The sequence below is a fragment of the Streptomyces sp. NPDC057253 genome, from assembly GCF_042669125.1.
GTDB lineage: Bacteria > Actinomycetota > Actinomycetes > Streptomycetales > Streptomycetaceae > Streptomyces.
The window spans coordinates 1-14,152 of record NZ_JBHUXV010000181.1 but is presented as its reverse complement, the minus strand read 5'-3'; the positions used below and the strand labels follow the sequence as shown (position 1 = coordinate 14,152).

Below are 14,152 nucleotides of genomic sequence, written 5' to 3'. Positions count from 1 at the left end.
CTCCTGAGCCGGGCGCACCACCCCGTACGGCGACCGTCGGTCAGCGTGGAGGCCGGGCGGCGGCGAACACCGAAGCCGGATCCCCGTCGCTGCCCGACGCTCGCCGAAGGCCTCGACGGTCAGGCCTTCGCCGCTTCCCGGAAGGCGTAGTGCATGGCGCTCGCGCCCTCGGCGATCCAGGCCTCGAAGCCCTTCTGGTCCATGGTGCTGTAGTCGGGCGCGTCGAGGACCTGCTGCGAGCCGAAGGCCTGACCCACCTTCACCAGGGCGGCACCGGCGGCGGGTCGCTCGATGTCGTAGGCGGCGAGCGCCTCGTCGAGGGTGTCGGAAGCCCCGACCAGACGGGCCAGCGCCAGCGCGTCCGTGATTCCCTTGACGCCTCCGCTGGCCGTGTGCGGACGGGCGATGCTGCCGGCGTCGCCCGCCAGACAGGCCGTGCCGTTCACGTAGTGCGGCAGCTCCAGGTCCCAGATGCCCTGCATGGCCGGGTCGGGGGTGTTCAGGATGATGTCGCGGTGCCACGGGGGAAGGTACCTCTCGGCTGCCGAGCGCAGGTACTCCTGCATGGCGTCCGGCATCTTCTCGCCCGCGCTGACGGCCTGGAGGCTCGTGACCCGGCCCTCGTCGTCGTACTCGGCGCCGAGCACATCCAGCGGGGCGTTGCCGTCGTACCAGGCCCAGTTGAGCCGGCGCAGTCCCTTCGCGTGCTCGCCCTTGTGGCCGGGGACCAGGTAGATCGCCGTGCCACCGTTCTTGGTGCCGATGCTCTGGAAGCTGTCCTCCACCGGAGAGATGTCGGAGATCCGGGCCTCGTCCACGACACCGCGCCAGACCGGGTACCCGCTGTACGTGGGCCGTGCGTCCGGGAACAGGTCGGACCGGACGCGGGATCGGTAGCCGTCCGCGCCGACGACGAGATCGAACTCCTCGACGGCGCCCGAGGGGAGGTGGACCGCGGAACTCCGCTCGCCCGGGACCACCTTCGACACGGTCGTGCCCCGACGGATGTCCACGTCCTGGGCCCGGGAGGAGATCTGGCGGTAGACCAGACCCCAGTGCTGCATCTCGACGATCATGGGCTGGGTGCCGACGACCCTGCCCAGCGGCAGGTCCCCGGAGTTGACGGAGAACACCCGACGGACCGAGCTGCGCAGCCCGCGCGCCTCGGGGTCGAACAGCCCGAGTTCCGTGAGCTCGTCGAGGAAGGTGTGCGGAAGGCCGAGGCCCGCACCCCGTTCGTCCAATGTCCCCGTGGATCGTTCGAACACGGTCACGGCGTGTCCCTGGCGCTGCAGCAGGACCGCCGCGGTCATGCCGACGAGCGAGCCGCCTACTATTCCCACACGAAGCTGGTTCTTCACGAGAAACTTCCTTGTCCCTGAGTGAATGCCGGCGCGGTCCTGCGTGCCCGGACCCACGCGGTCCCGGCGGGACCGCACCGCCGGCGTCGGTGCGGTCCGTGTCTGGTGCTCCGGCCGTCAGCGACGGCCGGCCGCTAGTCGATCGGAGGCCGCGCGTACTCCTCCGAGAACTCGGTGAAGTAGCGCCTTGCCACTTCCTCGACCGGACCCAGCTGCGTGGGGTCCTTGCGCATGATCTCGGCCATCTCCCGGAACAGGCCGACGTACAGGCTCGGCGAGAAGGTGCAGAACATCACGGCCTCCTCGTCGAAGGGGTTGTGGAAGCCGTGCGGTGCCCCGGGCGGGACCATGATGAAAGTGCCCGGGCCGACGATCCGCGTCTCCTTCTCGACGCTGAACTCCACCCGGCCGGACAGGACGTAGAAGCCCTCGTCGTGCTTCTGGTGCCGGTGCTGGAGTCCCGAGTTGCGGCCCTTCTGCACGGTCGCGATGCCCACGGCCAGCCTTCCGGCGGTGGTGTCACCCGCCTCCAGCAGCTTCATCTGCAGCGTGCCGTCCAGAGTGATCTCGCCGTCTCCGGCCTCGATGAGCGAGACCCGCTTCTGGATCTCCTCCGGGTCCCACACCAGCGGCCGTACCGTGGTGGGCTCGTGTTCGGAGGACTGGGGTGTGGTGGTCATGTGTGATTACCTCCATGGTGTGCGTAAGAGACGTGCTCGGCGCGGACACGGTCCACGCCGGGTCCGATCGGCTCCGTCCCGCAGCGCGGACGCACCGTGGCCCGTCTCCTGCATCAGGCGGCCGGACCAGCCTGGTCACCTGCCTGTCGGCACCAGCTGCGCCGGTGCCGACCACGTGCTCGCGGTGACCAGGGGTGTGGGGGGAAACGATCTCGACCTCAGGTCTGCTTCTGCTTCCGGACGGGCGCGGCGACTCGGGCCCCCGTTGCCCGGGAGGGCAGGCCCCGACGACGAGTCGCCCGGAAGCCGGTAGGTCGTACGACCAGCCAACCCCTGCGAGGGCCGCCCTGTCCAAGTCCCATTCGGTGGGGCCGATACCGTCCCGGTATGGGCCTGACGCGCGGTCCGTGGCTCCTTCCAGAGCCGGGACAAGGCGTACGGGCTCGCTCAGTCAGTCCGGGACCGGGTCAGTCAGTCCAGGACCGTCAGGGCCTTGGCCGGGCACCGGCGGGCGCCCTTTCTGGCCGCCGCCTCCAGCTCCGGCGGGATCTCGGGCAGGATCACCTCGACCACCTGGTCCGGGAGGTCGTAGACGTCGGGGGCGACGGCCACGCAGTTGCCGTAGGCCATACAGGCGGACTGGTCGGCTTCGATCTTCATGAGGTCACCTCTGCCTCTTGCTCTTGACTTCCTGGGGGACCCGCGTCAGGTCGGAGCGGGTCGGGGCGGCCCGGCGCAGCGCCAGGATCTCCTTGGGCACATCGATGCCGACGTACGCGACAGTCTCGTCGCGCCGGTGGTAGCGGTACAGGCGGGGGTCGCCGCTCCCGCCCCCGGCGGCCGTGCCGCCGACGGCCGACGGAACCTCGACCACCTCGTCCGCCCCGGCCGGATCGCCGAGGACCTCGATCCGGAGCCCGAACTGGTCCGACCATACGTAGGGCAGTGCTCTGTAGGGCTCGGCCTTCTCGCGGCCCGCCAGCAGGTTGGCGGCGGCGAGCTCGCCCTGCTGGGACGCGTCGGTCCAGTGCTCGACGCGGCGCCCGACCGAGCCGTCGGCGTCCACCACGCGTACCACGTCCCCGGCGCCGACGATGTCGTCACCCGCGAACAGGGTGGGTTCGCACAGCAGTCCGTGGTCGATCCGGAGCGAGGAGCCTTCCAGCCACTCGACGCGGGGCAGCGAACCGATGCTGACCAGGACCTCGTCGAACGTGAGGACGTTCCCGTCGGCGGTGTGCACCTCGACCCGGGAGCCGGGGGCGTCGCGCGGCACCAGCCTGGTCACCTCGACGCCGGTCCGCAGGTCGATCCCGTAGGCGGCCTGCAGTTTCGCCAGGCCCTCCGCCACGTCCGGGCCGAGCACCTCGGCCATCGGCCCGGCCCCCCGTTCGAGCACCGTGACCTCCAGGCCCAGACCGCTCGCGCCGTAGGCGACCTCGGAGCCGATGAAGCCTCCACCGATCACGCCCAGGCTCCGGGACCCGCGCAGCGCCGTGCGCAGCCGGAGGGCGTCGTCGCGGGAGCGCAGCGTGTGCACGCCAGGGGCCGGCACGGGCGTCCCCGGAAGTGTCCGCGCACCGGCTCCGGTGGCGATGACCAGCCCGTCGTAGGCGACGATCTCGCCGTCGGCGAGACGCACCTCGTGGGCGGACACGTCGAGCCCCACGGCTCTGCTCCCGAGCCGGACGTCGACCTCGAGTTCGTCCCACTCCTCCTGGTCGAGCAGGGCGATCTGCTGGACCGGCCAGTTCTCCGTGAGCATCCGCTTCGACAACGGCGGCCGGTCGTAGGGGAGATGCGGCTCCTCGCCCACGAGCACGATCCGCCCGGTGTGACCTTCTTCGCGCAGGGCCTGTACGGCTCGGACGCCGGCCAGCGAGGCGCCGACCACCACCACCTGCTCGGGCACCCTCACCACACCCATGGCAGCAGGCCGATCGGGATGATGGCTCCGGTGACCGCGGGCAGACCGATGACACCTTCGACGGCCGCCGCCACCGTGTCCGGGTCCAGCACCACGCCGCCCAGGTTGCGCGCGGCCCGAGCGCTGTCGGTGCCGGTCCCGGTGGCTCTCGCCTCGACCAGCATCCCCGTCTCGGTGGCGCCGGGCACTACCACGTTGACCCGGATGCCGCGCGGCGCCAGCTCGGTGGCGAGGGTGCGTGACCAGCTCACGAGCGCGGCCTTGGTCGCCCCGTAGGCGCCGAGGCTCGGCTTTCCGAACGCCGCCCCGGAGGCGACATTGACGATGGAGGCGTGGTCGTCGCGCAACCGCTGCGCGGCGGCCCTCACCAACGACGCCGACCCCACGACGTTCACCTCGAAGGTGCGCCGCCAGTCGTCGTCGGAGACCTGGGTGGCCGGACCGGTCGGACGGATGGCCGCCGCGTTGACGAGCACGTCCAGCGGACCACTCACCCGGTCCAGGGCCGCCCCGGCGGTGTCCGGGTCGGCGATGTCACCCGCCACACGGTGCTGGGCCTTTCCGGACGTGGCTTCCGGGAAGGACCTGTCGACGGCGACCACCTCGTAGCCGGCGGCGGTCAGACGGGTCGCCACGGCGGCCCCGATGCCGGAGCCGGCACCCGTGACGATCGCGGTGCGTCGGATCTCAGCCATGGTTCACCTCGGTCTGGTGGCGCGTGCCGGCCGGCTTCATCAGGGACTCCCAGCTCTCGCCCTGGACCACGCGGGCCCAACGGGCGTAGAAGTTGCGCGCGTTCTCCTCGGTCGACCAGTGGGTCGACTCCAGCGCCCCCTCCACGGAGGCGGGCCGGGTCATGCCCAGGCCCTGGGCGTAGTTGTAGGGCAGCTCGCTCGCGCGGGTGCCGCGGCTGGCCTGTGTGGCGTAGTCCCAGTTCTCCAGGTCGTCCTGCTCGGTCAGCCCGCCCGGGCCGGAGTAGCGCAGGTAGTAGTGGCGCAGCCACTCGCGGGCGTCGTCGCGGGCGTCCTTGTCGACGACGTACCACCGCCAGATCTCGGTCTCGTGGGCGGAGATCGGGTGGGCGACCATGATGGTCTTGGGGAAGCCCAGCGCGTGCAGGGACATGTTCGGGAACATGGTGGCGGGACCGTTCGCACCGACCGGGTGCCCGGCGGCGAGCCTGGTCTCGCGGCGCGCGCGGGAGAGCTCGGCGAAGTAGTCGGTGAGCTCGGGGTGGTCGGCGAACGTCGGCGAGGGCCGGTCCTCGTCGGGCGAGTCGCAGGCGCCGTGGCCGAGGTCGGGCCAGGTGACCGAGCGCTGGAACGTGGCCCGGCGGGCGGCCAGTGCGCCCGGCCCCGTGCCGTGCCGGGTGCCGCCGGCCCCCGCGGGACCGATGCCGACCGACTCGACGCTGGCGTGGGTGGTGTCGGCGTGGTACGAGTCGCCGAGGAAGTTCTCCGCCACGAACTTCCAGTTGGCGGGCACGCGCCATTTCTGCACGCCGACGATCGTCTCGGCGCCGGCCTCGATTCCGCCGAGACTGTCGGCGAGGTTGTTGAGCCAGAAGCGGAAACTGCCGACGTAGTCCTCGAAGGAGGGGGCGTCGGGATCCCAGGTGGCGAAGATCAGCCCGCGGTAGTTCACGGTCCGGCCCGGCCGCACCAGCCCCCAGTCCTCGCGGCGGAGCTTGCCGCCGTAGGCGTTGCGCAGGTGCGGCACTCCGAACAGGTCTCCCGGGGTGTCCACCAGCTCGCCGTCGACCGAGTAGGACCAGCCGTGGTACGGGCAGGTGAAGTCCAGGGTGTTGCCGGAGTCGTAGCGGCACACCTTCATGCCCCGGTGCCGGCAGGAGTTGAGGAGGACGTGCACCTCGCCCTCCGTGTCCCGGGTCAGCAGTACCGAGTCGGTGCCCATCCGGGAGGAGAAGAAGTCCCCGGGCTCCGGGATCTGCGACTCGTGGCCGACGAACAGCCAGGCGCGCCGGAACAGCTGGGCGAGCTCTGCCTTGAAGATGTCGTCGTCGACGAAGATCCTGCGGCTGATGATCCCCTGCTCGGCGTCGACCAGCGTCGAGAGGTCGAGAGGATCGTTGCGTTCACCGGGTGTCATCGTTGTTGCTCTCATTTCTGCTCGGCCGCTGGCCCGTCCCGTCGGGTGCGCCTCGGCATGCGTTACAGGAAGATCGTCAGGTTCTTGGCGAGGAGCACGCTCTGGTCGACCAGCACCACCCGCTTGCGGACCAGCCACGAGCCCGCGGCGGGTACGAGCGTGTCGTGGCGCCGGCCGACGAACAGGTCGCTCTCGGTGTCGACGCGGTTGCGCTGGACCACGAAACGGCTGGTGACCTCGACCCGGTCCTCGGCCACGAGGACCGGGCGGACGTTGGTGACCAGGTGCGAGACCCGGGAGACCGGCTCCTCGGCCCAGTGCTCCCCGGTGCTCAGCTGGGTCACCCGCATCGTCAGGGTGCGCTTGTCGTCGTCGAACCACATCGCGTCCCGGCCGCCCCTCGTGTTCTCGCGGGCGAGGTCGCCGGAGTGGACGTTGCGGCGGATCGGCACCTGGTACTCGACGTCGTCGTGGAGCAGGGTGAGCCACTCGTCGAAGCGGCGCTCGTCGAGCAGGTCGGCCTCGCGGTACAGGAACTGCGCGATGCTCCACTGCAGGGCCATGGCGCGCGGGTCGACCTGGTCGAGGGTGTGCTCGACGGTGTCCTTGCCGAGCTCGTTGACGACGGAATTCATGGGGGGCACCTTTCCTGCCTCAGCTGCTCACGGGCCGGCGGCCCGATCCGAAGGCCACGCCCATCCCGGTGATCCACTTCTCGACCAGTTCGTACGAGGTGTAGGTGGCCGGGGTGGAGCCGCCTGCCGCCCAGGCCGCGGCCCAGGTGCGGATCTCGTTGGCGCCGCCGCCTCGCGGGTCGATCTCGGGCTGCTCGACGCGGGCGAACAGGTCCTGCTGTCCCTCCGTCATGCCCGCCAGCAGTGCCTGGTCCCACTCCGGATCGAGATAGTCCAGGGCCGTCGCCAGCGAGGCCGCGCGCTGCTCGGGGTCGAACCGCCGGGCGCCGGGCTGCGGCTCGGGGAACGGCGGGTGGTGGCTCAGACCACCGGTGCCGATGTAGAGCACGCGTGCGTCGTGTGCCGCGAGCGCCTGTCCGAAGGCCTGTCCGAGCCGAGCGGCCCGGGAGACCGGGAAGAGCGGGAAACCGATGGCGTTCACCACGATGGGCAGCAGCGGCACCGCGCCCGGCTCGTCGAAGAGCTGCAGCAGTGTCAGCCCCGTGCCGTGGTCGACACTGACCCCCTCGCCGACCGCGAGGTCGACGCCGCTCTGCACGACGGAGGTGTAGACCTCGGCGGCGAGCGGATGGATGGTGAGCTCCATCCTCGGGATGTCGAACTCGGGCAGGGTCGAGCCGGACAGGACGCCGGTGAACGGGGGCCGGACCTCCATGAGCATGTTCATGTGGTCGGGCGCGAACATCACCACCAGGTCGGGTGCGAAGTCGGCGATGAACTTCTTCACGTCCTCGACGGCGGCCCGGTACTCGGGCCCCGCGTCCTGGTTGCCGGGAAGGGTCATGAAGGGGCTGTGCGACAGGCACACCCAGGCGCGATCCGTCTCGACCCCGCTCTGGACGGTGGTCTGACTCACCTCGGGCTCCTTTTTTCGTATTCCGAAAGTTTTTTCAGATTAATCACGGATGACTTGAGACGTCAAGACACCGTTCGGGCTTCCGGTGGCGGGCCTCGCGCTGCCGTCCTCGTCGGCGCGCGCGGTCACCGCCGAGGGCGACCGGGTGGGGGCGAAGCGACCGCGGCGGGGCGCTGGGGACGCATCCCGCCGGTCGCGGGATGCGGAGGGATCCGTCAAGATCCCTGTTGATCCGTGGTGCCGCGCTGTCGCTCCACCAGCTCCGCCCAGGTGATGAAACCCTCCGAGGTCCGGTAGTTCAGCCCCAGGGCGTCCAGCAGCCGGGAGTTCTCCACCAGCAGCATCCGCACCGGATGCTCTTCGCTGCCGTTGTAGTGGCGGTGCCACTCCATCGGCGGGACACAGACGAAGTCGCCCGCCTCCCACTCCCAGCGCTGGTCACCGATCTCGCTGTACCCGCTGCCGGACAGGATGCAGTGCACCGCCTCGTGATGGTGCTGCTGCATGTCCGAGGCCATACCCGGAGGCAGCTCCTGCATGAACAGCTCGAAGGAGCGGATGGGGGTGCCCAGCACCGGCGCGAGGTGCGAGGGGTTGTGGCCGGGCGGGGTGTACCACTTCAGATCGGCCCCCCGGATGACCATCCGTGCCTGCTTGTTGCCGCGGGGCAGCGGCTCACGCTGCTCGGCGATGCCCCGACGGAACTCGGCGAGCTCGTCGTCTGTCGTCACGTCCTCGTCTCCTGTCTCTCGGCTCAGGAACCGCTCGGTTTGATCCAGCGGATCGCATGGTCTTCCACGTACTCCTGCAGCCCCAGGGCCGTACGCTCACGGCCGATGCCGCTCTGCTTGACGCCTCCGAAGGGCATCGCGAACGACAGCGACCACAGGTTGTGGCTGTTGACGAAGGTGCATCCCGCCTCCAGCCGCAGCGCCACCTCGCCGGCGCGGTCGACGTCCGTCGCCCACACCGAGGACGCGAGCCCGAACTCACTGTCGTTGGCCAGCGCCACCGCCTCGTCCACGGTGTCGTACGGGAGTACGGGGAGCACCGGTCCGAACTGCTCGGTGGCGACCAGTTCGGCGTCCTGGCCGATGCCGGTCACCAGGGTCGGCAGGAGGTAGGCGCCGCCGCTCGTGGCCGCCTCGTCGGTGAGCGACCCCAGCTCGGCCACGCTCGCCCCGCTCGCGCGGGTACGGTCCACCAGTTCCCGCAGCCGGACGACCTGGGCCTGGTTGATGACGGGGCCGAAGGACACCTCGTCGGTGAGGCCGTGACCGACGGTGAAGCCGGCCAGGTGCGCGCGCAGCGCCTCGACGAGCTCGTCGTACCGTGAGCGGGCCACGTACACCCGTTTCACCCCGAAGCAGATCTGCCCGGCGCGGGTGAACGCGCCCGCGGCCAGTGGCCCGACCACGGACTCGACGTCGATGTCGTCGAGCAGCACCGCCGGGTCGTTGCCCCCCAGTTCCAGACTGATCCGCTTCAGGGTGCCCGCCGCGCCGGCCATGACCTGCCGGCCGACCTGGGTGCTGCCCGTGAAGGAGATCTTGCGGACATCCGGGTGGGCGGTCAGTGCGGGGCCGGCGTCGCCGGTGCTGTTGACCACGTTGACGACGCCGTCCGGCAGGGAGCGGGCCAGCAGCGCCAGCGCCCGGGTCAGCGCCACCGGGGCCTCCGGGGACGGTTTGACCACCACGGTGCTGCCGGTGACCAGGGCCGGAGCGACCTTGCTCGCGGCGAGCACCATCGGGGAGTTCCACGGCACCACGATGCCCACGACGCCGACCGGCTTCTTGTGGATGGTCACCCGGTCGGCCGGGCTGTCGAGCACGACGGGTTCGAGGTGGGCCGGGGCCAGGTCGAGCATGCTGCGGAACAGGGCGATGCTGCGGTCGATGTCCAGCCTGGCCTCGCGCCGCAGGGCGCCGTTCTCGCGGGCCAGGGTCTCCGCCAGGTCGTCGCCGGCGGCGGCCACCGTCTCCAGCCCGGCCGCGATCCGGGCGATCCGCTCGGCGACGGCGGTGGCGGCCCAGCCGGGACCCGCGGCGCGGGCCGCGGCGACGGCCCGGTCCACCTCCGCCGCGCCACCGTCGGCGACCACGGCGACCACATCGCCGGGGCGGCCGGGATCGCGCACGTCGAAGCTGCCGCGCCCCTCCTCGTGCGACCCGCCGACGAGATGGAGCAGTGTCCCCACGCTCTCCTGCGCTGTGGCCGTCATCGCGCGGCGGTGGGGACGGCGGCGTACGTGCGGTGCAGCTCGGCCAGTCGCCGGCCGGACTCGCGGGCCCCCTCGGCGTACACGTCGGGGCACTCCACGTACGGCGGTCGGCTGGGACCGGCGTGCAGGTAGCCGGCCTCGTCGATCCGGATCTTCTCCAGCTGCACGTTGTACTTGGAGAACAGCTCGAAGCTCCCCTGGGGGAAGAAGGTCTGCGCGGCGTGCCGGTAGCCGAGCGCGATGGTCTCGGCGTCCTCTGCGCGTCCCTCGCGGATGGCGTCCCGCAGGGCGACCGCGGGTGCGGGCCCGCAGGAGGCGCTGCCGCTCCAGCACGCCGTCATCGCGTCCGGCGCCCAGCGCCACGTGTAGTACCAGTCCCGCTCGACCGGGAGCAGCCGCATCCGGCCCGCCATGGCGTCGAGATCGGCGAGGAAGGACGGGCCGAGGACGGGGTACTTCGCGGCGATCACCTGCGGGATGGCGGCGAGCTGGGCGTAGGCCTTCGGGGAGATCTTGCCGCCGAACGAGACCGGGTTGTCGTACACGACGATGCCGAGGTCGGGGACGGCGGCCGCCACGTCACGGTAGAACCCGACCACCGCGGAGTCGTCGCAGGGCGACCACATGGGGCGTCCCAGCAGCAGTCCCGAAACGCCGATGTCGGCGAAGGCCCTGGCCCGCGCGATGGTGTCGCGGGTGTTGAGCGTGGTCGCGCCGGCGAACACCGGCACCCGGCCGGCCGCCTGCTCGACCACCGTGGTCACGAAGGCCCGGTGTTCGTCCCAGGTGAGCGTGGCGCACTCGCCGAAGGTGCCGGTGATCATCACGGCGTCGACGCCGTCGGCGATCAGCGCGTCGACGGCCCGGCGGGACTCCTCGTGGTCGACGGTGTCGAGCACGGAGGGATCCGACGCGTCCGGGGTCGCCGGGGTTGGCATGATCGCCAGTACCCCGGTGATGTCGTCGAGTTGGATGCGCATGCTGTGGCTCCTTCCTGGCTTCAGCCGGCCTGGACGGCGGAGGACGCCTTGCCCAGGGCTTCGAGTTCGGCGTCGTGGTCGTACAACCAGAGTCGCAGGTCGACGGTGTTGGTGATCTGACTGTCCCGCTCTTCGAGGTCGTCGAAGTGGGAGTCGTAGCGCCGGCCGTTGAGCCGCGCCTCGTGCTGCACCCGGCTGGTGCGCGGGCGGCGCTGGGCCTCGTAGGCCTGCAGGGCGGAGGAGATGTCGGCGGCGGTCGCGAGGTGGGCGGCCAGGGCGAAGCCGTCCTCGATCGCCTGGTTGGCGCCCTGGCCGAGGTGCGGAAGCATCGGATGCGCCGCGTCGCCGAGCAGGGTGAGCCGGCCGGAGGTCCAGCGGTCCAGGGGCATCCGGTCGTAGAGCCCCCACCAGTAGGTGGTCTCGACCGCGTCGAGCAGGGTGGTGACGGGCTCGTCCCAGCCCGCGAACGCGGCACGCAGCTCGTCGGCGTCCCCCGGCGCCGACCAGGACTCCGCGGCCTGCCGCTGCGAGGGCACGAAGGCGATGTAGGTGATCAGCTCGCCGCGGCGCAGCGGATAGGTCAGGAAGTGCTTCTGTTCGCCCATCCACAGCTGTGAGACGCCCGGCCGCCAGGACGGCACCGCCTTGGCGGGCACGAGGCCGCGGTAGGCGACGGACCCGGAGTCGATGACCTCCACGGGGGGCACGACGTGCAGGCGCAGCGTGGAGTTGATGCCGTCGGCGGCGATGACGACGTCGGCTCGGGCCTCCTCGCCGTTCGCGAAGATCACCGTGCAGCCGTCGGCGTCCTGGCGGAAGTCGACACACTGGTGGCCGGTGTGTACGCGCTCTGCGGGGAGGGCGTCGGCGAGCACCCCGAGCAGGTCGGCGCGGTGCATGCCGTACATGCCGTTCCAGCCGTTGGAGTCGGCGGTGAGGATCCGGGAGACCGGTTGACCGTCGTGCCGGTAGTAGGTGGACCCCTCTCCGACGGCTCCGCCCACCCGGGCAAGCTCGTCGGCGAGGCCTATGCGTTCCAGCAGCCGGAGGCTGTTGGGGGTGACCAGGACACCCGCGCCCACCTCGCCGAGCTCGGGTGCCTGCTCGTACACGTGGACGTCGACGCCACGGTGCAGCAGTGCCCCGGCCGCGGCCAGTCCTCCGATCCCCCCTCCGACCACCGCCACGCGGATCTGATCGACCACAATGCACCTCGTTTCGCTATACGAAATATGTTCGCTAAGCTATCTTCGGAGTCATGGCCTGTCAAACAGTTCGAGCATCCTTGTCCCAGAACCGGCGGGGCCCGCGAGCGTGGCCCCTCTCGTGCGAGACCTCGGGCGAAGCGTCGCCGCCGACGCCGCGGGGGCGGGGGCGACTGCTCACCCCGTGCGGGCGGCACCGCGCTGCCCGGCCCACTGGAAACCGGTTCGCGCGCACCGCGGCATGCCGGCCCTCGCGCGCCTCGGCGGGGGAGTCATGAGCGCCCCGCGGAACACGCCCTCGACGGCGCGCCCCGCGCAGGCCGACCGCCCCGGCGGCAGCGCCGCGACGACCTCCGCCGGTTTGGACGCGCCCTATGTCATCGTCGGTGGCGGCCCGGTCGGCATGAGTCTGGCGCTCGACCTCGGCTGGCGCGGCATTCCCGTGATCCTGCTCGAACAGAGCACCCACACCACGGCCAACCCGCGCTGCAACACCACCAACGCCCGCTCGATGGAGTACTTCCGCCGCTGGGGGCTGGCCGACCGGATCCGGCGTGCCGGGCTGCCCGGCGACCAGGCCACCGACGCCGTCTACACCACGAGCATCACCGGATACGAGCTGACCCGCTTCCGGCTCTCCTCCTCCGACGAGGTGTTCGCGGGCACCGCGCCCGAGGCGGCCGAGTGGCCGACGCCCGAACTCCAGCACCGGATCTCGCAGATCTACCTGGAGCCGATCCTCGAACAGGAACTGCGACGCTACGCGAGCGTCACCGTCCGGCGGGGCGTCCGGGTCGAGGGGCTCACGCAGGACGAGGACTCGGTCACGGTGCACGGGACCGAGATGGCCACCGGGCGGCCCGTGAGCTACCGCGCCGGATACGTGATCGGCTGCGACGGCGGGGCCAGCGAGGTGCGCCGGGCCGTGGGCGCCAGGTTCGTGGGCGACCCGAGGGTGGGCGACCGTCGGATGTCGATCCACTTCCGCAGCGAGAAGCTGGAGATCCCCGGACCCCGCCCGGGGTGGTGGTACTGGTGGCACGGTGAGCACCACCACGGAGCCTTCATGCAGCTCGACGGGCACTCCCAGTATCTGTGCCACGCCCGGGTGCGGGAGGGGCAGGACCTCGAAAGCGCCGATCCGCACCTCGCCCTGCGCGAGGCCGTCGGCCGCGACTTCCCCTACGAGATCATCGACGTGGTCCGCTGGACCCCGCGCCGGATGGTCGCCGACACGTTCCGCCGGGGCCGGGTACTGCTCGCCGGCGACGCCGCCCACATCTGGGTCAACCTCGGCGGCTTCGGGATGAACGCCGGGATCGCCGACGCCGTGGCCCTGAGTTGGCGGCTCGCCGCGCTCCACGCGGGCTGGGGGACCCCGGACCTCCTCGACGACTACGCCCTGGAGCGACGGTCGGTCGGCGAGTCGACGTCACGCGCCGCGGCCTCCATCGGCGGCTACATCGAGGACGCCCTGGCCGATCCGCGGCTCCACGAGGACACCGTGGAGGGGGCGGAGCTGCGCACGCAGGTCGGTGCGCGGCTGCACGAGGTCGACCGGGCCCAGTGGCACAGCCTCGGCATCCAGCTCGGCACGCGGTACGCCGGCTCGCCGGGCCTGGCCGCCGGCACGGACGCGGAGCCGCCGGAGGGGGAGGGGGGTATGGGCAGCTACGTGCCCAGCGTGCTGCCGGGGGTCCGGTTGCCGCACTTCTGGCTCGCCGAGGGCGACGCGGTGTTCGACCGGCTGGGCCAGGGCCTGACCCTGCTGCGGGTCGGCTCCGACGCACCGGAAGCGGCCGGGCTGGTCGAGGCCGCCAGGGATGTCGGGATCCCTCTCACCGTGCTCGACCTGCCCGACGAGGCCGGTGCCGTGTACCAACGGCGACTGGTGCTGGTGCGCCCGGACATGCACGTCGCGTGGTCCGGCGACGAGCAGCCCGAGGACGGCCCGCGCCTGCTGCGCCCGCTGTGCGGCTTCGACCGCACGCCCGCCGCGACGGCGGGGGAGGGGGCTTCCGGGTAGGAGCGCCGGGGGACTTCCTGGGAGCGTCGAGGTCCCGTCACGCCTGGGGAACCCTCATACAGGTGCACGCGATGCCGTGGTGCAGAGCC

General features: G+C 71.4%; 13 protein-coding genes. 1 reads left to right on the top strand and 12 read right to left on the bottom strand.

Going from position 1 to position 14,152, the window contains the following annotated elements:
* Window positions 1-119: 119 nt before the first annotated feature.
* From ACFULQ_RS45450 to ACFULQ_RS45395, 12 genes are all read right to left on the bottom strand, one after another.
* Entirely contained in the window at window positions 120-1,343 is a 1,224-nt protein-coding gene (locus ACFULQ_RS45450) for an FAD-dependent monooxygenase (protein ID WP_361279302.1), read from the bottom strand.
* 152 nt (window positions 1,344-1,495) lie between these two features.
* Window positions 1,496-2,041, bottom strand: a complete 546-nt coding sequence (locus ACFULQ_RS45445) for a cupin domain-containing protein (RefSeq protein WP_361279300.1) — start codon at window positions 2,039-2,041, stop codon at window positions 1,496-1,498.
* A gap of 471 nt (window positions 2,042-2,512) precedes the next feature.
* Complete coding sequence (locus ACFULQ_RS45440; RefSeq protein WP_361279298.1) at window positions 2,513-2,701, bottom strand: ferredoxin; 189 nt, start codon at window positions 2,699-2,701, stop codon at window positions 2,513-2,515.
* A gap of 4 nt (window positions 2,702-2,705) precedes the next feature.
* Complete coding sequence (locus ACFULQ_RS45435) at window positions 2,706-3,968, bottom strand: FAD-dependent oxidoreductase (RefSeq protein ID WP_361279296.1); 1,263 nt, start codon at window positions 3,966-3,968, stop codon at window positions 2,706-2,708.
* Window positions 3,956-4,663: an SDR family NAD(P)-dependent oxidoreductase gene (locus tag ACFULQ_RS45430; protein ID WP_361279294.1), complete on the bottom strand. Its 708-nt coding sequence runs from the start codon at window positions 4,661-4,663 to the stop codon at window positions 3,956-3,958. The genes ACFULQ_RS45435 and ACFULQ_RS45430 overlap by 13 nt, the downstream gene beginning before the upstream one ends.
* Window positions 4,656-6,077, bottom strand: a complete 1,422-nt coding sequence (locus tag ACFULQ_RS45425) for an SRPBCC family protein (protein ID WP_361279292.1) — start codon at window positions 6,075-6,077, stop codon at window positions 4,656-4,658. Before ACFULQ_RS45425 ends, ACFULQ_RS45430 begins: the two co-directional genes overlap by 8 nt.
* Window positions 6,078-6,139: 62 nt before the next feature.
* Entirely contained in the window at window positions 6,140-6,712 is a 573-nt protein-coding gene (locus ACFULQ_RS45420; protein WP_361279289.1) for a 3-phenylpropionate/cinnamic acid dioxygenase subunit beta, read from the bottom strand.
* Window positions 6,713-6,731: 19 nt separating this feature from the next.
* Window positions 6,732-7,628, bottom strand: coding sequence for a hypothetical protein (locus ACFULQ_RS45415; protein WP_361279287.1), 897 nt, complete (start codon window positions 7,626-7,628; stop codon window positions 6,732-6,734).
* Window positions 7,629-7,843: 215 nt separating this feature from the next.
* On the bottom strand, window positions 7,844-8,359 hold the full coding sequence (locus ACFULQ_RS45410) for a cupin domain-containing protein (RefSeq protein ID WP_383556618.1): 516 nt from the start codon (window positions 8,357-8,359) through the stop codon (window positions 7,844-7,846).
* 23 nt (window positions 8,360-8,382) lie between these two features.
* Window positions 8,383-9,852, bottom strand: a complete 1,470-nt coding sequence (locus ACFULQ_RS45405) for an aldehyde dehydrogenase family protein (protein ID WP_383556615.1) — start codon at window positions 9,850-9,852, stop codon at window positions 8,383-8,385.
* Window positions 9,849-10,832, bottom strand: a complete 984-nt coding sequence (locus ACFULQ_RS45400; RefSeq protein ID WP_383556612.1) for a dihydrodipicolinate synthase family protein — start codon at window positions 10,830-10,832, stop codon at window positions 9,849-9,851. Before ACFULQ_RS45400 ends, ACFULQ_RS45405 begins: the two co-directional genes overlap by 4 nt.
* 20 nt (window positions 10,833-10,852) lie before the next feature.
* Complete coding sequence (locus ACFULQ_RS45395) at window positions 10,853-12,037, bottom strand: FAD-dependent monooxygenase (RefSeq protein WP_383556609.1); 1,185 nt, start codon at window positions 12,035-12,037, stop codon at window positions 10,853-10,855.
* A 274-nt stretch (window positions 12,038-12,311) separates the two neighbouring features.
* Here ACFULQ_RS45395 and ACFULQ_RS45390 point away from each other — a divergent pair, with 274 nt between their 5' ends.
* The gene (locus tag ACFULQ_RS45390; RefSeq protein ID WP_383556607.1) at window positions 12,312-14,063 is read left to right on the top strand and encodes an FAD-dependent monooxygenase; all 1,752 of its coding nucleotides are present in this window, start codon (window positions 12,312-12,314) and stop codon (window positions 14,061-14,063) included.
* Window positions 14,064-14,152 lie beyond the last annotated feature (89 nt).

What these genes read in the sequence shown, in the direction of transcription:
- ACFULQ_RS45440 (WP_361279298.1), bottom strand. Translation starts at nt 2,701, where the DNA reads ATGAAGATCGAAGCCGACCAGTCCGCCTGTATGGCCTACGGCAACTGC.
- ACFULQ_RS45435 (WP_361279296.1), bottom strand. Translation starts at nt 3,968, where the DNA reads ATGGGTGTGGTGAGGGTGCCCGAGCAGGTGGTGGTGGTCGGCGCCTCG.
- ACFULQ_RS45405 (WP_383556615.1), bottom strand. Translation starts at nt 9,852, where the DNA reads ATGACGGCCACAGCGCAGGAGAGCGTGGGGACACTGCTCCATCTCGTC.
- ACFULQ_RS45420 (WP_361279289.1), bottom strand. Translation starts at nt 6,712, where the DNA reads ATGAATTCCGTCGTCAACGAGCTCGGCAAGGACACCGTCGAGCACACC.
- ACFULQ_RS45445 (WP_361279300.1), bottom strand. Translation starts at nt 2,041, where the DNA reads ATGACCACCACACCCCAGTCCTCCGAACACGAGCCCACCACGGTACGG.
- ACFULQ_RS45400 (WP_383556612.1), bottom strand. Translation starts at nt 10,832, where the DNA reads ATGCGCATCCAACTCGACGACATCACCGGGGTACTGGCGATCATGCCA.
- ACFULQ_RS45390 (WP_383556607.1), top strand. Translation starts at nt 12,312, where the DNA reads ATGAGCGCCCCGCGGAACACGCCCTCGACGGCGCGCCCCGCGCAGGCC.
- ACFULQ_RS45425 (WP_361279292.1), bottom strand. Translation starts at nt 6,077, where the DNA reads ATGACACCCGGTGAACGCAACGATCCTCTCGACCTCTCGACGCTGGTC.
- ACFULQ_RS45430 (WP_361279294.1), bottom strand. Translation starts at nt 4,663, where the DNA reads ATGGCTGAGATCCGACGCACCGCGATCGTCACGGGTGCCGGCTCCGGC.